The organism is Erythrobacter neustonensis, assembly GCF_001663175.1.
GTDB lineage: Bacteria > Pseudomonadota > Alphaproteobacteria > Sphingomonadales > Sphingomonadaceae > Erythrobacter > Erythrobacter neustonensis.
In genome coordinates this window covers 855,149-872,972 of sequence record NZ_CP016033.1, presented here as the reverse complement: position 1 = coordinate 872,972, position 17,824 = coordinate 855,149, and the positions used below count along the sequence as shown (strand labels likewise).

The 17,824-nt window shown below is 66.2% G+C and carries 15 protein-coding genes; 13 read left to right on the top strand and 2 right to left on the bottom strand.

Annotated elements, in window-relative coordinates:
• The first annotated feature begins 6 nt into the window (after positions 1 to 6).
• From A9D12_RS04085 to A9D12_RS04030, 12 genes are all read left to right on the top strand, one after another.
• Positions 7 to 987 (top strand): thiamine pyrophosphate-dependent dehydrogenase E1 component subunit alpha, encoded by a 981-nt coding sequence (locus tag A9D12_RS04085; protein WP_068350043.1) that lies wholly within the window; start codon positions 7 to 9, stop codon positions 985 to 987.
• Positions 987 to 1,973, top strand: a complete 987-nt coding sequence (locus tag A9D12_RS04080; RefSeq protein WP_068350041.1) for an alpha-ketoacid dehydrogenase subunit beta — start codon at positions 987 to 989, stop codon at positions 1,971 to 1,973. Before A9D12_RS04085 ends, A9D12_RS04080 begins: the two co-directional genes overlap by 1 nt.
• Positions 1,973 to 2,209 (top strand): biotin/lipoyl-containing protein, encoded by a 237-nt coding sequence (locus A9D12_RS04075; protein WP_068350036.1) that lies wholly within the window; start codon positions 1,973 to 1,975, stop codon positions 2,207 to 2,209. The genes A9D12_RS04080 and A9D12_RS04075 overlap by 1 nt, the downstream gene beginning before the upstream one ends.
• 4 nt (positions 2,210 to 2,213) lie before the next feature.
• Positions 2,214 to 2,600 (top strand): nuclear transport factor 2 family protein, encoded by a 387-nt coding sequence (locus tag A9D12_RS04070; protein ID WP_068350034.1) that lies wholly within the window; start codon positions 2,214 to 2,216, stop codon positions 2,598 to 2,600.
• A gap of 108 nt (positions 2,601 to 2,708) precedes the next feature.
• Positions 2,709 to 3,692 (top strand): NAD-dependent epimerase/dehydratase family protein, encoded by a 984-nt coding sequence (locus tag A9D12_RS04065; protein ID WP_068350032.1) that lies wholly within the window; start codon positions 2,709 to 2,711, stop codon positions 3,690 to 3,692.
• An 8-nt stretch (positions 3,693 to 3,700) separates the two neighbouring features.
• Positions 3,701 to 4,534 (top strand): sugar phosphate isomerase/epimerase family protein, encoded by an 834-nt coding sequence (locus A9D12_RS04060; RefSeq protein WP_231889690.1) that lies wholly within the window; start codon positions 3,701 to 3,703, stop codon positions 4,532 to 4,534.
• On the top strand, positions 4,527 to 5,561 hold the full coding sequence (locus A9D12_RS04055) for a hypothetical protein (protein ID WP_156522794.1): 1,035 nt from the start codon (positions 4,527 to 4,529) through the stop codon (positions 5,559 to 5,561). Before A9D12_RS04060 ends, A9D12_RS04055 begins: the two co-directional genes overlap by 8 nt.
• Entirely contained in the window at positions 5,561 to 6,718 is a 1,158-nt protein-coding gene (locus A9D12_RS04050; protein ID WP_068350024.1) for an FAD-dependent oxidoreductase, read from the top strand. The genes A9D12_RS04055 and A9D12_RS04050 overlap by 1 nt, the downstream gene beginning before the upstream one ends.
• Entirely contained in the window at positions 6,711 to 8,786 is a 2,076-nt protein-coding gene (locus A9D12_RS04045) for a hypothetical protein (RefSeq protein ID WP_156522793.1), read from the top strand. The genes A9D12_RS04050 and A9D12_RS04045 overlap by 8 nt, the downstream gene beginning before the upstream one ends.
• Complete coding sequence (locus tag A9D12_RS04040) at positions 8,783 to 9,169, top strand: GtrA family protein (protein WP_068350017.1); 387 nt, start codon at positions 8,783 to 8,785, stop codon at positions 9,167 to 9,169. Before A9D12_RS04045 ends, A9D12_RS04040 begins: the two co-directional genes overlap by 4 nt.
• On the top strand, positions 9,166 to 11,508 hold the full coding sequence (locus A9D12_RS14850) for a glycosyltransferase family 2 protein (protein ID WP_068350015.1): 2,343 nt from the start codon (positions 9,166 to 9,168) through the stop codon (positions 11,506 to 11,508). Before A9D12_RS04040 ends, A9D12_RS14850 begins: the two co-directional genes overlap by 4 nt.
• Positions 11,509 to 11,616: 108 nt before the next feature.
• Positions 11,617 to 13,602, top strand: a complete 1,986-nt coding sequence (locus A9D12_RS04030) for a putative bifunctional diguanylate cyclase/phosphodiesterase (RefSeq protein ID WP_068350013.1) — start codon at positions 11,617 to 11,619, stop codon at positions 13,600 to 13,602.
• Positions 13,603 to 13,654: 52 nt separating this feature from the next.
• Here the strand turns inward: A9D12_RS04030 and A9D12_RS04025 are convergent, their stop codons facing one another.
• Positions 13,655 to 15,940, bottom strand: coding sequence for a DUF305 domain-containing protein (locus A9D12_RS04025; protein WP_068350011.1), 2,286 nt, complete (start codon positions 15,938 to 15,940; stop codon positions 13,655 to 13,657).
• A gap of 274 nt (positions 15,941 to 16,214) precedes the next feature.
• Between A9D12_RS04025 and A9D12_RS04020 the strand changes: the two genes are divergently transcribed.
• Positions 16,215 to 17,243, top strand: coding sequence for a serine hydrolase (locus tag A9D12_RS04020; RefSeq protein ID WP_068350009.1), 1,029 nt, complete (start codon positions 16,215 to 16,217; stop codon positions 17,241 to 17,243).
• Positions 17,244 to 17,353: 110 nt separating this feature from the next.
• Here A9D12_RS04020 and A9D12_RS04015 read toward each other — a convergent pair whose 3' ends face one another.
• Complete coding sequence (locus A9D12_RS04015; RefSeq protein ID WP_068350007.1) at positions 17,354 to 17,641, bottom strand: hypothetical protein; 288 nt, start codon at positions 17,639 to 17,641, stop codon at positions 17,354 to 17,356.
• Positions 17,642 to 17,824: the final 183 nt, after the last annotated feature.

The following is a 17,824-nucleotide window of genomic DNA, read 5'->3' as shown; positions in this document are numbered from 1 at the left end:
AAACACATGGCTGAGATCGCCAAAGAGATTGGGCGCGACACGCTGCTCGACATCTACACCCGCACGATGAAGGTGAACCGCACCGACGAGAAGTTCCGCGAGCTGCTGATGGGCGGCAAGGTCGCGGTGATGTATTACTGCGTGCGCGGGCAGGAGCTGGTCTCGGCCGCAGCGATGGCGGCGCTGAAACAGGACGATTACGTCGTCTGCACCTATCGCGGGCAGGGCGAGCAGACCGCCAAGGGCATCCCGATGGAGAAGTGGTGGGGCGAATGCCTCGGCAAGGCGACCGGCACCTGCAAGGGCAAGGGCGGCACGATGCACATCACCGATCCCGAGACCGGGATCATGGTGACGACCGGCGTGGTGGGCAGCGGCCTTCCGATCGCCAACGGTCTTGCGATAGCGAGCCAGAACAACGGCGACGGGCGCGTGACCCTCGTGAGCTTCGGCGACGGCGCGGCCAATATTGGCGGCTTCCACGAAGCGATGAACATGGCCCAGCTCTACAAGTTGCCGGTGATCTTCCTGTGCCAGAACAACCGCTATGGCGAGCACACGGCCTATGCCGACCACACCGACAGCCCCAATATCGCGAGCCGCGCGGCGGGCTACGGGATGAAGGGCGTGACGGTCGACGGCAATGATGTTCATCAGATCTACCCTGCAATGGTCGAAGCCGTCGCGCGGGCACGGGCGGGCGAGGGGCCGACTCTGGTGGAAGCCATGTGCTACCGCATGATGGGCCACTTCTTCGGCGCCGACTTCAGCTACATGCCAGCGGAGCACATCGCCGAAATGAAGGCCGAAGACCCGCTGCCCAAGCTCAGGAAGGTGATGCGGGAGCACCAGTTCACCGAGGAAGAATTGGACAAAATCGTCGCCGACATCGACGCCCAGATCGACGCGGCCGTCCAGCACGCGCTCGCCGCACCGCTGCCGGACACCGACGAAATCTATCGTGACGTGCTGGAGGAGACCGCCTGATGGCCCAGATCACCATGACTCAGGCGCTCAACCTCGCGATCGACGAGGCGATGGCCGACGATCCGGGCGTGTTCTGCCTTGGCGAGGATGTGTCCGCCAAGCAGGGGGGCGGGGTATTCAAGGTCACCTCGGGCCTCACCGAAAAATATGGCGAACACCGCATCCGCGCGACGCCGATCTCGGAAACCGCGATCATCGGTGCGGCGGTCGGTGCGGCGCTCGCGGGCCAGCGCCCGATTGCCGAGATCATGCTGATGAACTTCGTCGGCGTGTGCATGGACCAGATCGTCAACCACGCCGCCAAGCTGCGCTTCATGAGCGGCGGGCAGACCCCGTGCCCGATGGTGATCCGCACCACCACCGGCGTCGGTGTCGGCTTCGGCGGGCAGCATTCGGATATGCTCGAAGCCTGGTTCGCGCATGTTGCGGGCATCCATGTCGTCACCCCGTCCAACCCCGCCGACGCGCGCGGGCTGATGCGGGCGAGCATCGACGCCAATGACCCGGTGATCTTCATCGAGAACATCCTGTGCTATGGTCTCAAGGCCGAAGACCCCGGCCCGGGTTACCGCGTGCCATTGGGCAAGGCGGCGATCGCGCGGGAGGGCAGCGATATCTCGATCATCACCTATGGCCGCACCGTTTTGGACGCGCTGGCCGTGGCGGATGATCTCGCCAAGGAAGGCATCAGCGTCGAGGTGATCGACCTTCGCACCATCGCGCCTTACGACGAGGCGACCGTGCTCGCATCAGTCCGCAAGACCGGCCGCGCGCTCACCCTGCACGAAGCCGTGCGCCCCTTCGGCACCGGCGCGGAAATCGCCGCCAATATCCAGGAAAAGTGCTGGGACAGCCTCAAGGGACCGGTGCGGCGCATCGGAGGGACGTTCTCGGCGGTGCCCTTTGCGAGCCACTTGGAGCAGGCCTGGATCCCGCAGAAGTCGGATATCGTCGCCCAGATCAAAGCGAGCGTAGGAAAGCCCTGATGGCCAGCGAAATCCGTATCCCCAAGCTCGGCATGAGCGCGGTCGAAATGACTCTCGTCGAATGGATGTTCGGCGATGGTGAGCGTGTCGAGAAAGGCGACATCATCTACACCGTCGAAACCGACAAGAGCACCACCGAGATCGAAGCCCAGGCCAGCGGGATCATCCGTCCCACGGGCGAGGAAGGCGCGGTCTACAAGGTCGGCGACCTGATCGGCACCATCGACGAAGGCTAATTGGATGGCGACTCCGCGCGAACTTCTGGCACGTGTCTACGCCACCGCCGGCGCGCGTGACTGGGCGGCGGTGGAGGCGCTGATCCATCCCGATTTCGTGCTTTACGAGGCGAACTCGCTCCCCTTTGCGGGCGAGTGGCGCGGCAGGGACGCGCTGCAACGCTGCGCCGCAGCGATGTATGGCACCTGGGCCGACACGAATCTCGAAATCCTCGATTGCACCGGGGGCGAAACGCACGCGGTGATGGTGATCCGCCTCACCATGCACCCGAAGGACGGCAGCGAGCCCTTCACCCAGACGATCTGCGAAGCAGGCACCTTCGAGAACGGATTGCTGCGCACCTTGCGCATCCACTATTTCGACGCCGCCGAGATCGCCGCCCGCGCGTGACGCCGGGTGGTTAACCCAATCTAGAGCACTATTAATTATCGCAGCCGGGTGCAGGCCGCAGGTGGCCTGCTTTGTGCGGACACGAAAGCAACCCCGGCGAACCACCCGATGACCCTTGCTGACCTCTCGCGCGGCCCTGTCGGGCTGATCGGCCATACCGGCTTCGTGGGCGGCGCGCTGCTGCGTCAGGCGCGGTTCGATGCCTGTTTCAACAGCGGCAATATCGGCAATATCGAGGGCGCGTCTTTCGCCACGCTGGTGTGCGCGGCGGCACCTGGCTCGATGATCGAAGCCAACCGCGCGCCCGAACGCGATGCAGCGGCGATCGAGGCGCTGATCGCGCGGCTGGACACGGTCCGGGCGGAGCGATTCGTCCTGATGTCCTCGATTGCGGTGCTCGCCGATTTCGCCGGCGGCGACGATGAGGCGACGCATGCCTACCAGCAGGAGCTTGCCTATGGCCGCCATCGCCGGATGCTCGAAGCCTTTGTCGAAGCGCGGTTCCCCGGCAGCCTGATCGTCCGCCTGCCCGCATTGTTCGGGGCGGGTTTGCGCAAGAATTTCCTGTTCGATCTCTTGAACCCCGTGCCCGCGATGCTGACCGCTTCGCGGCGCGACGATGTGGCTGCCATGCTCGGCGGCGATCTGGCGGCGTGGCTGGACGAGCTTTACGTGTCCGATCCCGCGACCGGGCTGCTCAAACTCGACCGCGAGGCGCTGAATGCCGATCCGCGTCGGCCTGCGCTGGAAGCGGCCCTCGATGCGGTGGGCGCGAGCGCGGTCCAGTTCCACCACCGCGAGACGACCTACCAGTATTACGACACCGACCGGCTGTGGCAGGATGTCGGCATCGCGGTCGAAGCGCGGCTCACCCATCTCCACCTCGCGCCCGAGCCCTTGCGCGCTGCCGATATTCACATGCGGTTGACGGGCCGCCCGATGCCCGAGACTGCGGCGCGCCTCCACCGCGAGGATATGCGAACCGCCCATGCGGGGCTGTGGGGCGCTGAGGGCGCTTACCAGTTCAGCGCCGCGGACACGCTGGAAAGCCTCGCCCGCTTCTGCACCGGGCAGCGCGAGCGCACCGCATGACGCCCGCGATGTCGAATATCGCGTGGTCGCCGGACGAGCGGCGCGAAGCCTATGCGATCCTTGCCGAAGCGGGCTTTGGCGGCCTCGAAATCGCGCCGGGGCTGTTCTTCCATGCGGCCGATGACCCGTTCGCCCCGTCCGAACCCGTTGCCGCCGCCGCTCTGGGCGAAATCGCCAATGCCGGGCTGACGCTGGTTTCGATGCAATCGCTGCTGTTCGGGGTCAGCGGCGCCGCGCTGTTCGAGGGTGAGGCGCCGCGCGCCGCGTTGGAGGCCGGGATGCACCGCGCGATCCGGCTGGCGGGGCGCTTTAACATCCCAAACCTCGTGTTCGGCTCCCCGCTGCAACGCTGCGTGCCCGAAGGCATGGCAATGGCGCGCGCGCTGGACGAGGCTGCCGAGGTGTTCCGCCGTCTTGGCGATGCCGCCATGGCGGCAGGCACGCGAATCGCGATCGAAGCCAATCCGGCGGCCTATGGCACCAATTTCCTCAACACGCTGGACGAGGCGCTGGCCTTCGTCACCGCGGTGGGTCACCCCGCGATTGTGCCCCATCTCGACGTGGGAGCGATGCACATGAACGGCGATTTCGCCGAATTGCCCGCGCGCCTGCCCGCGCTTGCCCCGCACCTTGCTCATGTCCACGTCAGCGAACCCGGCCTGGCCCCTGCGCCCGCCGATCCGGCGCGGCTTGTCCCCGTGCTTAAGGGGCTTGCCGGTGCGCGATACACGCGCGCGGTCTCGATCGAGATGAAGCGCGCGCCCGATGGCCTTGCCGCAGTGCGCCGCGCCGTCAATGGCCTGCGCGCGGCGGTCGATGCGACGGAGGCCGCCGATGCGTGAACCCGACGCCGGCGCATTTCGCAAACCGCGCGAGGACGTGGTTGTCTCGGTCTGCTTTTCCGAACTTTCGGCAAGCCCCGCCGCCTTCGCGCAGCTTCGCGATATCGCCGCGCGGCTCGACACCGCCTACCGCTTTCGCGAGATCATCCTCGTCGTCGACGAGGCGGACCGCGCCGCCTTCCTCGATGTGGTGCGCGATGTGCCCAACACGCGGCTGTTCGTGGTGCGCGCCGGGTCCGAATATTACGACCGCCGGGTGATCGCAGCCGAAGAATCGATCGGCGATCTGGTGGTGCTGGGCCATCCGGGCGAAGTCGCCGCGCTCGACATCATCGCCTTCCTGGACCGCGCCGAAAGCGACAATGCCGTCACGATGGCGTTCCGGCCCGAACGCGCGCCGGTCAAGCGCTTGCTGGCCTGGCCGTTCATCGCGCTGGGAAAGCTTGCCGGCTTCAATGTCGATCCGGCCGAATGGCAATCGATCGCGGTGCCGCGCACGTTGCTCAACCTGATGCTGGCGCATGACGAACCGCGTCTGGCGCTGCGTTTCCCGCCGCGCGATCCGCGTCTGCCGCGCCAGTGGTTTCGCACGCAGGCCAGCGTCGCCAACCGCACCGCCTTCATGGGGCTCGGCCGCCGGTTCGGATTGCTGCAAACCTTGCTGGTCTATCTGACCCCGCTGATCCTGTCGGTGGTGGCGGTATCCTCGGCGCTGCTGATGCTGGTGGGGCTGGCCTATGCCGGCTGGATCATCGGCGCTGCGCTGTTGGTCGAACGCCTCGCGCCCGGCTGGTTGACGACCAATGCGATGCTTGCGGTCAGCGCGACCTTCATGGGCATTTCGACGCTTGGGCTGAGCCTTGGGCTGCAACACGTGCTCAAGCAGCAGCGGCGATTGAAACATGCGGCGGTGCCCGAGGAGGTGAACCGCATCGACCTGTTCCAGCAGGTCGCCTTCGATCTCAACGTGGTGCTCGAAAGCGAGGCGCCGCTCCCCGCACCCCTGGCCCAGCCGCCGGAGCGGTGATGTCGGCAGGCGCGAACACCGATTACGATTACATCGTCATCGGCGGCGGCTTTTACGGCTGCTGCCTTGCGCTGTTCCTGCGTTCGATTTCGGCGCGGGTGTTGCTGGTCGAAGCCGGCCCGGTGCTGATGGACCGCGCCTCGCGGGTCAATCAGGCACGGGTGCATACCGGTTTTCACTATCCGCGCAGCGCGGCGACGGCGGTGAAATCGATGCTGCTTCACCGCCGCTTCCTCGCCGATTTTCCCGAAGCCGTGGTGGGCGATTTCCAGATGCTTTACGCCATCGCGCGGCGGCGTTCGAAGGTGACGGCAAAGAAATTCCACCGCATGTTCCGCGATATGGGCGCGCCGATCGAACTGGCGGGGGCGGGCCACCGCGTGCTGTTCGATGCCGACCGGATCGAGGAGGTTTTCGCCTGTCGGGAGGTTGCTTTCGATCACCGCATCCTCGGCCGGTTGGTGGGCGAGCGGTTGACGGCGGCGGGCATCGACGTGCGCCTATCCACCGCAGTTACTGGGCTGGCCGACCATCGCAGCGGCGTCGTCGCAAGGCTTTCGGATGGCAGCGATGTCAGCGCGGGCTATGCCTTCAACATCACCTATTCGCAGATCAATGCACTGCTGGCGAAAGCCGACCTGCCGCCCGCGCGGCTCAAACACGAAATCGCCGAGCTTGCGTTGATCACGCCGCCGCCCGAGCTTGAACGCCTCGGCGTCACGGTTATGGACGGGCCGTTCTTTTCGGCGATGCCTTATCCTGCCGAAAAGCTCTATTCGCTGACCCACGTGCGCTACACCCCGCATGACAGCTGGGCCGACAATCCCGCGGCGCGCGATCCCTACGCGCATTTGGCCGCCTACCAGCGCGAAAGCCGCTATGCTTTCATGCGCCGCGACGCGCAGCTTTATCTGCCCTGCCTTGCGGGGGCGGAATATCGCCGTTCGATCTACGAGGTGAAGACCGTCCTCATCAAGAACGAGGGCGATGACGGGCGGCCGATCCTCTACCACCGCAGCCCCGAGGCAAGCCGGGTGATCTCGGTGCTGGGCGGAAAGATCGACAATATCTACGACCTGTTCGAAGCGGTAAGGGGGAGCGGTGGCGCGTTCGGCGCGCTCGATACCGGCCATGTGTTCGGACGCGTGCATGCCTAGGGCGGTGCGGATCGGCGGCGGGTGGCGCCGGTTTGCCGTGCTTGCGGCGGTGTTTGCGGTGCTTGCGACCTTGCGCGGAGCATGGCTGCTGCACGCGCACAGCCTCAATTCGATCGACGGTGCCTTGCAGACGTGGTTCGCCGCCGATCACCTTGCGCGCGGCGAAGCGCTGGGCAGTGCGTTTCAGTCCTATCTCGGGATCACGATGGTGCTGGCGCTGCTGCCGATCTTCGCCGCTGGAGGCAAGACGCTGTTCGCCTCGACGCTGGGTGCCTATGTGCTGGTGCTGCTGGCAGCTTTCGCGTGCTGTTATGCGTGCGTCTGGCTGATCCGCCCGATTGCGCCGCGCGCGCGGTGGCAAGCAGCCTTGGTGCTGTTGGCGGTGTTCTATTACGCCGGGCCACTGGTGGGGCAAGCGAGCGGGATTGCTTGGCCCGCAACGCTCGACCCCGGCGTTTCGCTGCGGCCGCTGCGCGGCGCGCTCCCGTTCTTCGTGCTGCCGTTCTACGTCGTGCTGGTACGGCGCGTGCGGCGCCGTGGCCGCGCACTGGCCGGTTTTCCCCTGGGGTTGGTCGCCGGAGCGGGGCTGCTGTGGTCGAACGATGCAGGCATTCCGCTGGTGATCGCGATGACACTCGCCTTGGCGCTGGCGCTGTGGCCGAAGCGCGCGCTGCTTGCGAAAACGCTGGCGGCATTCGGGCTTGGCGTCATGCTGTCGGCGGGTGCGATCCTGCTGGCGGTGACGCATGGCCGGCCGGGGCCGTGGCTTGCCTACAATTTCCGCGATGTGGCAGGCGACCAGTTCTGGTTCTTCGCGCCGTGGGACCGCACCACGCGGATCCTTGGCCCTGCCGATCTGCACCATATTCTCACCCACGCCGATCCGCTCTCTGCGCTTGCGTTGGTGCTGCTCGCGGTCTGCGTTGCCTTTGTCGCGGTGCAATGCCTGCGCGGAAAAGTATCTCCGGTGCGGGGAGGCTCCTTTGTGCTGCTGGGCGCAGGCCTGCTTGGCACCGCCGTGCTGCCGCAGATCGGCGGCCATGTGGGGGCGGAATATAATGGCATCGTCTTTGTTCTGGGGATGTGCGCGCCTTTGATCGTCGCGCCTGCGCGGCTGTGGCGGCAGGCAGGCAGGCCCGCGCGGCTGATCGGGCCGGGCGCGCTCATGGTGCTGGCAGGGCTGGCGGCTGTGGCGATGACGGGGGCGGAGACGGCACGCCTTGTCCGCTCACCCGAATGGTCGGCGCGCACTGTCTACGACCCCGCGCTCGGCTTCCATGTGACGCCCGATTATGCCGCAGACCTTGCCGCGATGCGCAGGCTGGCGGCAGCGTGGGATGCGGCGGGCGTGCCGCAAAACCGCCGCCTGCTGTCGGTCTATACCTCGCCGCTCGATATTGCGGCGGGCACGCGCAGCCCCGCCGATGTCGGTTCGCTGATCCATGCGCTCGGGCCTGCAAAGCGCGCGGCCTTCACTGCGCTGGTCGCGCGCCGCGCGGTCGATGCGGTCACCACGATCGCGCCCGATTACAGCGGCTGGGAAGGATGGCTCACCCGCGCCGACTGGCCGTTCTTCCGCGCGCTGCGCGCCAATTACACCCCGATCGCGCGCAACGACCAGCAGGTGCTGTGGGTGCGCAGCGCTGCGGCTTCCCCCGCCGAGGCGCCTGCCACCTGCCGCGTCACCGGACGCGCAGCGGGCCGTCTGACGCTCGCAATCAGCGCCGCTTCCGAAGGCCCCGCCACGGTCCGCGTCACCCGGCAGCCGCCCTTTGCCACGGGGCGCGCAGCGATGCTGACGGTGGTGGAAGATTCGCCCGACACTGCGCCATCGGACCAGGGCCGCTGGGCCGGTTTCCCGCGTTACGGCATCGCCAATGCACCCGCGCTCGAGCTCCTCGCGCCCGTTGCCCTTGGCCGCGTCACCACATTGACCCTTGAGACACTGGGCGGTTCGGCCATCGGGGATGCGACCTGCACCGCCACTGTCGGGGCCGCCATCGACCTTGTTACCCTGCCGGCGCTCCCCGACGGGATCGCCCGCCACCTCGTGAGGCGCGCGCCATGAGCCAGCTGATCCGCTTCCTTTTGGTAACGGTGCTGGGCGTGATCCTCGACCTTGCCATCGCCTTTGCGCTGCACGCCTATGCCGGGCTGCCGCTGTGGCTGGCGGCGGCGAGCGGTTTTGCCATCGCAGCGGGGGCGAACTATGTGATCCATCAGACCTGGAGCTTCCGCTCCGGTCCGCTCTCGATGAAGCGCGCGGCGCTCTATGCCGGGGTTGCGCTGGTGACGCTGGCGGTGCGGGTGGGGATCGTCGCGCTGCTTGAACGCGCGCTGCCCGCCGCATGGCCGCTGGCGATCCTTGTCGCGGGCGCGGGGGGATCGTTCTGCGTCAACTTTGTGCTCTCCAAATGGGTGGTCTTCGCGCCCGGGGAGGAGCGGGCATGACCGTGCCGCCCCCGCCGATCCTCGACGATGCCGCGTGGGAGGTGCCCGCGCACGAGGTCGCGCTCCACGGCCCGCGCCGCCACGCCCACGCGCTCGTCATCCCGGTCATCAACGAAGGCGAGCGCATCCGCGGCCAGCTGCGGCGGATCAAGGCGGCAAACCTCCCGGTCGACGTGGTGATCGCCGACGGCGGATCGACCGACGGATCGCTCGATGCCGATTTCATGGCCGAGGTCGGGGTGAGGGCGGTGCTGACCAAGACCGGCCCCGGCAAGCTCTCCGCGCAGCTGCGTATGGCCTATGCCTGGTGCCTTCGCGAAGGCTACGCCGGGATCGTCACGATCGACGGCAACGGCAAGGACGGGGTCGAAGCAGTGGCGGCGATGGTCGCCAAGCTCGACGAAGGCTGCGACTATGTTCAGGGCTCGCGCTACCTTCCCGGCGGCGCGGCGGAAAACACGCCCCTGGAACGCACGATCGCCAACCGCGTGGTGCATGCCCCGATGTTGAGCTTGGCCGGGCGGCACTGGTTCACCGACACCACCAACGGCTTTCGCGCCTATTCCGCAGCGTATCTGACGCATCCCGGCGTGCAGCCGTTCCGCGAAGTGTTCTCGGTCTATAACCTGCTGTTCTATCTCACGTCACGCGCAGGCCAGCTGGGATTGAAGGTCGCGCATATCCCGGTCGAGCGGCGCTATCCCGATGATGGCAAGGTGCCCACCAAGATCGGTGGGCTGGCGTCAAAGCTGGCGTTGCTTAAGGAAACCTTCGTAGCGGCGACCGGCGGCTACACCCCCGATGCCGCCGTGCCGCGCGCCGGTTGGCTGGCACCGGTGGCAGTCCTGTTCGCGCTGCTCGGCGCGCTGTCGTTCAAGGCGATCGCCGCACCGCCTTTTTCACCCGATTCCTGGGCATTGTGGGAGCTGGCACAAACCGTTGGCGGCGATTTCTACCGCTTCACGCACTGGCGCAGCTATGCCAGCGAATTGCCTTGGTCGGCGAGCTTTCCGCCGCTGACCCCGATGCTCATCGCAGGGCTGGACGCGCTAACGGGCACGGGGCCGCGCACCGGGTTCTATCTCGCTTTTGCCGCTTTCGCCGGGTTCGCGCTGGTATCGGAGGCGATCGCGCGGCGGGTGACAGGGGCTGCATGGCTCGGCCTTGGCGCGGCGCTGGTGCTGCTTACCGGCCCCAACATGCTGCCGATCGAGATGCAGGCGGGGCGCACCATCCCGCTGCAATTGCTGCTCTATGCGCTGGTGCTGCGGGGGCTGTTGCAGGCGCGCGCGATCACCCTCAGCCAAGCGGGGCTGATCGGGTTACTGACGGGCCTTGCCGTGCTGAACCGCTTCGACGCGCTGCTCCTGCCGCTGCCGGTGGCGATCATGGTGGGGTGGTTGACCCGCTCACCCGCAAAGGCGCTGGCGGCTCTCGCGGCGGCGCTGGTCGCAGTCTCGCCGTGGGTCGCCTATTCGCTTATCCATTTCGGCACGCTGTTTGCGACCGACAATGCGGGGATCGCGACCGCAATCGATGCCCGCGCCTATGTCACCGACTGGTGGCCGACCCCGCAGCCGAGCCTTGCCGACGATCCGCTGGCATGGGCGGGCAAGGTGGCGGCGAACCTCGGGCGAGTGGCCTATCTGGCGGCGGCGCTGGCGGCGAGCCCCCTCGGCCTTGCGGCGGCGGCGTTCCTGGCCTTGCCCGCGATGCTCGCATGGCTGTGCCGCGCCGAACGCCGCCCGGCCGGACACCTTGGCGTCCTGGCAGGCTTCGCCGTGCTGATGGCCCTGATGCTGACCCCGCAGGTGCTCACCGGCTATCTCGAAGCGCGCTATTTCAGCGCCGCTTTATGGGCGGCGCTGATGGCAACAGGGTGCTGGGCGCTGTTGCAGAGCGATGCGCTCGCACAGCGGCGGGCGTTTGCCTGGGGCGCGGGCGTGCTCGCCGTGCTGGCAGCGGCGCTGCTGGCGCTAACTGCACCCGGGACCGGCGATCCCGCGGCCTTCGATCGCCCGCGCGAGATCGCGACGCTCCAATCCTGCCTTGCGGCATCGCCCAAGGCGCGCGTGCTGGTGATCGGGAACGATCTGCTGGCCGCGCGCGCCGGAGCGCAAGGCGGGATCGCGGCGATGATGGCCCCGCGCAATATCGTGCAAGGCAAGCTCGATCCCGGCGGCGTGCGCGCCTTTGCCGCGCGGTTCGCGGTCACGCACATCCTTGCCGCCGACCGCAGATTGGCCGGACCGGTGCTGCACAGCCTTGATGCCGTCCGCGTTCCGACCTGCCCCCTGCCGCTCTACCGTCCGCGCCGCGCCGCGCTTTCCCGTTCCTGAGCGAGCGCCTGCGTGATTTTGCCTATCGCTGCCAGAGTGGTTCTTCGCAGACGCCGCCGTAAGGCAAAGGGCGATCACCGTTTCTCAGGTCGGTTTACCAGGCAGGCCATGCGCAATTTCTTCGACCTTTTCGATCTCGACACCAGCGATCCCGAACTGACCCGGGCGCAATTCCATACCTTTCAGCGCCTGATCCCGCTGCTCTATGTCATTCTGGTCTGCAACACCGTGGCGATCATGGTGATCGCCTTCGATCCGGGACAGCTCGCCAAGACGCTTGTCAGCCCCGCCGCGATTTCGGCGATCGCGCTGACCCGCGCGGTGTGGTGGCGGCGGCAGGGCGATGCCGAACAGTTCGACGACGCGCAGATCGCGGCCTATCTGCGGCGCACCTGCCAGCTCGCAGTGCTTATGACGCTGGCTTTCAACGCCTGGGTGATCTGGGTGTTTCAGGATGCCGGCGCCTATGCGCGCAGCAATCTCACCTTCTTTCTGGCGCTGAGCCAGGTCAGCACGGTGTTCTGCCTGATGACGCTGCGGGCGGCCGCGATGCGGGTGGCGGTGGTCAGCACGGTGTCGTTCGCGCTGTATTTTTCATGGGTCGAGAATTTCCAGCTCCTGCCGCAATCGCTGGTATTGTGCTGCGTGTGCGTCGGGATGGCGGTGGTGACGCACAGTTTCAATCGCTCCTTTTCCGAGGTGGTCGGTTCGCGCCGCAAGCTCCACATCCGCCAGCAGGAGACCGAACGGCTGAGCGAGGAGAACCGCCGCATCGCTTTTACCGATCCGCTCACCGGGCTGCACAACCGCCGCGAATTGCTCGCCCGGCTCGACCGGCTCGACCAGCGCGAGGTGCCGCAGCGCGGCAGCCTTGCGATCGTGTTCATCGATCTCGACGGGTTCAAGCAGGTCAATGACGAGCATGGCCATCAGGCGGGCGACGAGCTGATCCGCACCGTGTGCCACCGCCTGCGCGAGCAATGCCCCGAGGGGGCGATCCTCGCGCGCGTGGGCGGAGATGAATTCACGGTGCTGATCGAAACCGATGGCAGCGGCGAATCGGCGAGCGCGGTCGCGGTAAAATTGGCGCTGCGATTGCTCGAACAGATGGCCCTGCCGGTCCTGTTCGATCGCCACGTGCTCCAGATCAGCGGTTCGATCGGGATTGCCACCAACAGCGACGAGAACGTGCACCCGCGCGAATTGCTGCGGCGCGCGGACATCGCGATGTATCACGCCAAGACCGAGGGCAAGGCGCAGATCGCGATCTATACCGAGGACCTCGACGAGGGCCGGTTGCGGCGGCTCGAAATCGAGGGCCAGATCGGTTCGGGCCTCGGCGCGGAAGAGTTCGATGTGGTGTATCAGCCGATCATCGATGCGGTTAGCGGCGCGATCGTTTCAGCCGAAGCGCTGCTGCGCTGGCCGCGCCGCGCGCAAGGGGCGCTGTCACCCGACGAATTCATCGAGGTGGCCGAGGCGACCGGGCAGATCCATCCGCTCGGGCTTTACGTGCTTGAACGCGCGTGCCGCGAAATCCGCCCGCTGGGCGAGCTGTGTCTCAGCGTCAATGTCTCGCCCGCGCAGTTTCGCCATCCGGGGTTTGAACGGCAGGTGCTGTCGATCCTTGAACGCACCGGTTTCCCTGCACACCGCTTGCAGCTCGAGATGACGGAAAGCTATCTGCTGGCCAATCCCGGCCTTGCGATCAAGGCGACCGAGGCGCTGAAATCAGCGGGCATCGCGCTGGCGCTCGACGATTTCGGCACCGGGTTCACCAGTATCCACTATCTCAAATCCTACGGCTTCACGCATATCAAGATCGACAAGTCGCTTTTGACCGGGCTGGAGGCCGGCAACAAGGCGGCGATGCTGGTCGAAGGGGCTATCACGCTGGCCAACGCGCTCGACATGTTCGTGATTGCCGAAGGGGTCGAACGCGAGGCGCAGGCCGAGGTACTGCGCGCGATCGGGTGCCATGAAATGCAGGGCTACCTGTTCAGCAAGCCCGTGCCGCTGGCCGAATTCATGGCCTTGCAGCAGCGCATGAAGCGGCAGGCCGCCCGCGCCGCAGGGCTGCGCTCAGCACGCTGAGCGGCCCTGCCGGATACGGGCGCGGTAGCCACCGCTTCCGCAAGGATCCGGCCTATTTGCGGCTTGCCCGGGCCGCGTCGATCACGCCCTTGTCCCACGTGACGCGGGTCTGGGTCTGCGGATTGAACCGGTCGTTTTCATAGGTCGCGGCCTTGGCGGCGGCGATTTCGGCTTCGGTCAGATGCTCGCTCGGCTTCAGCGCAAACACATCGATCCCGCGGGTGATTTCGGTGCCATAGATGTGGCCCTTGTACCAATAGGTCGACCAGTAACCGCCCAGCACCATCTGCTTGGCATCGATCGGCCCGCGATCGAAATAGGCGATCTCCTTGGGGTTGGCGCTGTCGGTGAAGTCCATCACCGAAAGCCCGCCCTGATACCAGGCCTGCGCGAACAGGTCGCGGCCCGGCACCGGGATGATCGAGCCGTTGTGCGCGACGCAGTTTTCCATGTCCGATTGCGGCGCGGGCATCTTGTAATGGCTGCGGAAGACGAGCTTGCCGTCCTTGATGTCGTAAACCGCGTTGGCGCCCCAGGTCTTGGGGTCCGATGCCTTGCAGCGCGGCCGACTGCCGCCGCCCCATTCGTCGGTGAAGATCACCTTGGTGCCGTCATTGTTGAAGGTTGCCGAATGCCAATAGGCAAAGCCCGTATCGGTCGCGACGTCGAGCCGCTTGGGATTGAGCGGATCGGCAATGTCGAACAGGATGCCGTTGCCCGAACACGCGCCCGCTGCCAGCTTTAGCGCTGGGAAGACCGTGATGTCGTGGCATTGATCCGTGCGCGAGGTGTCCTGCGTGCCGTCACCGTGATCGCCGCCCTTCCAAAGGCCGGCGATCTCGCCGGTCTTTTCGTCGGCAAAGACGCGCGGCGATTTGACGATGCGCGATTTCGACGGATCGGCGAGCGGGATCTCGATCACGTCGATCGAGAACAATGCGGTGCGGCTGTCGCCCGGCGTACTGCCGACGCAGCCGGCCAGTTCCTTGCCATCGCGGATGCCCGCCGTGCCCGAATTGTAGACAATCAGGCGCTTGTCATCGGCGCTGACGATCGAATGCGTGTGGCTGCCGCGGCAGGTCTGCACCGCGCCGACCTGACGCGGGGCGGACAGATCGGAGATGTCGAACACACGCAATCCGCGGAAGCGGTCTTCGTTGACCTTGCCCGGCGCGCCTTCGAGGCCGCAGTCGATCCGGCCACGGGTCTGCTCGACGCTCATCACGAGGATGTTGCCCACCACCGAGACATCGCCTTGTCCGCCGGGGCACACGACCGAGCTTTTGAGCGTAGGCACGCCGTCCGCGCTCAGCTGGTAGATGTTGAACCCGTGATAGGAGCCGGCGACCATCACATCGCCGAAGAATGCCATATCGGTGTTGGCAAAATCGAGCAGCGGCGAGCGTTCGGCATATTCGGTGAGGGTATCCTCCTCCTCGCGCGGGGGCGTGGCAGCACCCGCAGTCGTAGCCGCAGCCGCAGGCGCAGCCGATACAGCCTCGGCAGGCTTTGCCGCCTCGGCCTTGTCGCTTGCATCCTTCCTTGGCGCGACAGGCGGGCGCAGATCGGCAGGGTTGGCGGGGTTGAAGAAGCCCGCGGGCTTGCGCAGCGAGGCCACCTTGACCAGCCCCATGATCGCTTCGCCCGCATTGTCGAAGCCTGCGGCAAGGCCAACGCGCGGATCGGCCGACAGCGTGGCGAGCAGCTTGTCCATCCGGCCGATTTCGGTCTTCTGTTCGCTTTCGACATCGCTGACGAACTGGAACATCACCGGATCGGTCGCGGTGCCTTCCTCGTCGAGCAGGGTTTCGACCATGTCGAGCGCGCCGTCGTGATGCGCGATCATCAGCGTCAGGAACTGGCGATCGAACTCGGTGCCCTTGGCCGCGGCCAGCGCTGCCAGCGCCTCAGGCGATGCCATGCCCTTCATCATGTGGTGCATGTGCTCGGCATGCCCCTTCATCATCGGATCGGCGACGGGCTCGCCGCGTTCTTTCAGCCAGCTCTCCATGAAGGCGATCTCGTCGGCCTGGCTCGATTCGATCCGGCCCGCGATGGTCTTCAGCTCTTCGGTGTTGGTGCGGTCCTTGACCAGCTTTGCCATGTCCACCGCCTGTTGGTGGTGGACGATCATGCCCTGCATGAACGTGACATCTGCCGGGGTGTAGCTGGCCTGGGCAAGCCGCGTCGCCTGTTCGGCAGACAGCGTGCCCGAAGCCTGACCGGGTGCGCCCGGCTTGACGATCGGCACGCTCTGCGCGAGCGCGATGCCCGAACCTGAAAGCAGCAGCGCGGCAATGCCGGCGCGCAGGGCGCTGGCGGTGGCAATGTCGGTCATGGTTGGTGGTCCCCTCGGAGCGATAATTGGCCCGCAGAGTGCCTTGGCCGGAAATCCAGTCAAGTGGCGTAGGCGCGCCCTGCACCCTCAATCGACGAACCTGCGACACAGCCCCATCAGACGCATGGGAGGAGGGCGCCCGCAAGCACAGCAAGCCTTGGCGTGTTCCATGCTCTGTTCGTCGCATGCGGCAAAACGGGGGCTTGCCGCGACAAAGGAAGCGGGCGTAGGTTGCGTTAAGCCCCCGGAAACCCTGTCGGAGTAGCCTTAGCGCATGGCAACCCCCCGCTTTATCGCCGCCGTCATCGGCCTTGCCGCTTCCTTCGCTGCGATGGCGCAGCCTGCCGCGGCGCAGGCCGAATTGCAGGCCACTTTCGACACCACCTTCGGCACCCAGTTGCGCAACCCGCAAAGCTTCGATGCGGTCTATGCCTCGTCGTTCGAACAGCGCATCGCCCAGCTTGCCAATCCGGCGCTGGGACGAATCGGAGTGGCCGCGATCGATCTTGCCACCGGCGAAGAGGTGATGGTGCTGGGCGACCAGCTGTTCCCGATGGCTTCGACCAGCAAGGTCGCGGTGGCCGCGACGTTCCTCGAAATGGTCGAGAAGGGCCGCTTTTCGCTGAGTTCGGAGTTCCCGCTGTTGCTGCCCGTGGCGTCGGCGAAGTATTCCTCGGCCAAGGCGCCGGTGCGGGCCGGGCAGTATCTGCCCGCGATCGATCTGATCGAGATGATGATCACCCGCTCGTCGAACCCCGCCACCGATGCGCTGCTTGCCGCGGTCGGCGGACCCGGCGTGGTCAACGACTGGATCCGGCGGCAGGGGATCAGCAATTTCTCGATCAACCGTGACATCGCGACGCTGGTGCGCGACGATGGTCAGCACAATCCGGCAACCTTCATCGACCCGCGCGATGCCGCCACCCCGCGCACGATGGCGAAGCTTCTGGCGGGGATTTACGGCGGGCAATATCTGTCCGACGACAGCCGCCGGGTGTTGCTCGGCGCGATGAGCCGCACGGTCACGGGCAAGCGCCGCATTCCGGCGCACATCCCGCTCGACGCGCGGGTCAGCCACAAGACCGGATCGCTCAACAACACGTCGAGCGATATCGGCCTGATCGAATGCCCCGACGGGCGCGTGATCGCGGTCGCAATCTACGTCACCGGGCAAGGCACCAAGGCCGCGCGCGAAGAGCGGATCGCCGCAATCGCCCGTGCGCTTTACGATGGCTTTGCCGCCAAGGCGCAGGCCAATCCCACGCGCAACTGGGCCAATGCGCCCTATCCGACCGGGGGCTGAAGCGCAGCTTCGCGGTTGACGCGCGACACGAAAAAGGGCGGCGCCTCGCGGCACCGCCCTTTTCGTTTGCCGCCCGCCCGCGTTGCCGCGGGCGGGCCAGGCACTACTGATTATTCAGCAGCAGCTTCGGCTTCGTTGGCAACCTGCTCAGCTTCGGCGCCGACTTCGTCAGCGGTCTGCTCTGCGGTTGCAGCAGCGCCGTCAGCAGCGCGCTCGACGTTGTTGGCGGTTTCGTCAGCAGCGTCTTCGATCGCGGCGCCAGCGGCGTCGACGTTGGTTTCGGCGTCGGCAGCCATCGCGTCAACGGCTTCGCCGGTTTCGGTTTCGGTCTTTTCGCTGCAAGCGGCGAGGCCGAGAGCCGAGGTGGCGATGGCGGCGGCGAGGATGATCTTGCGCATGAAAGAATTCCTTTGTCCTGCAGTTGTCACGCGGCCCGATGGGAACGCGCGGACCGGTGGTTCGTTGTCCGGTTCGAAAAGCGAAATAGGGCGACTTTGACACGGTTACAAGCGAAATAAGGCGCTGCGCCCAAATTCTGCCGCATTTTCGCCACAATTGGGTCTGCACCCGGATGGTCCCGC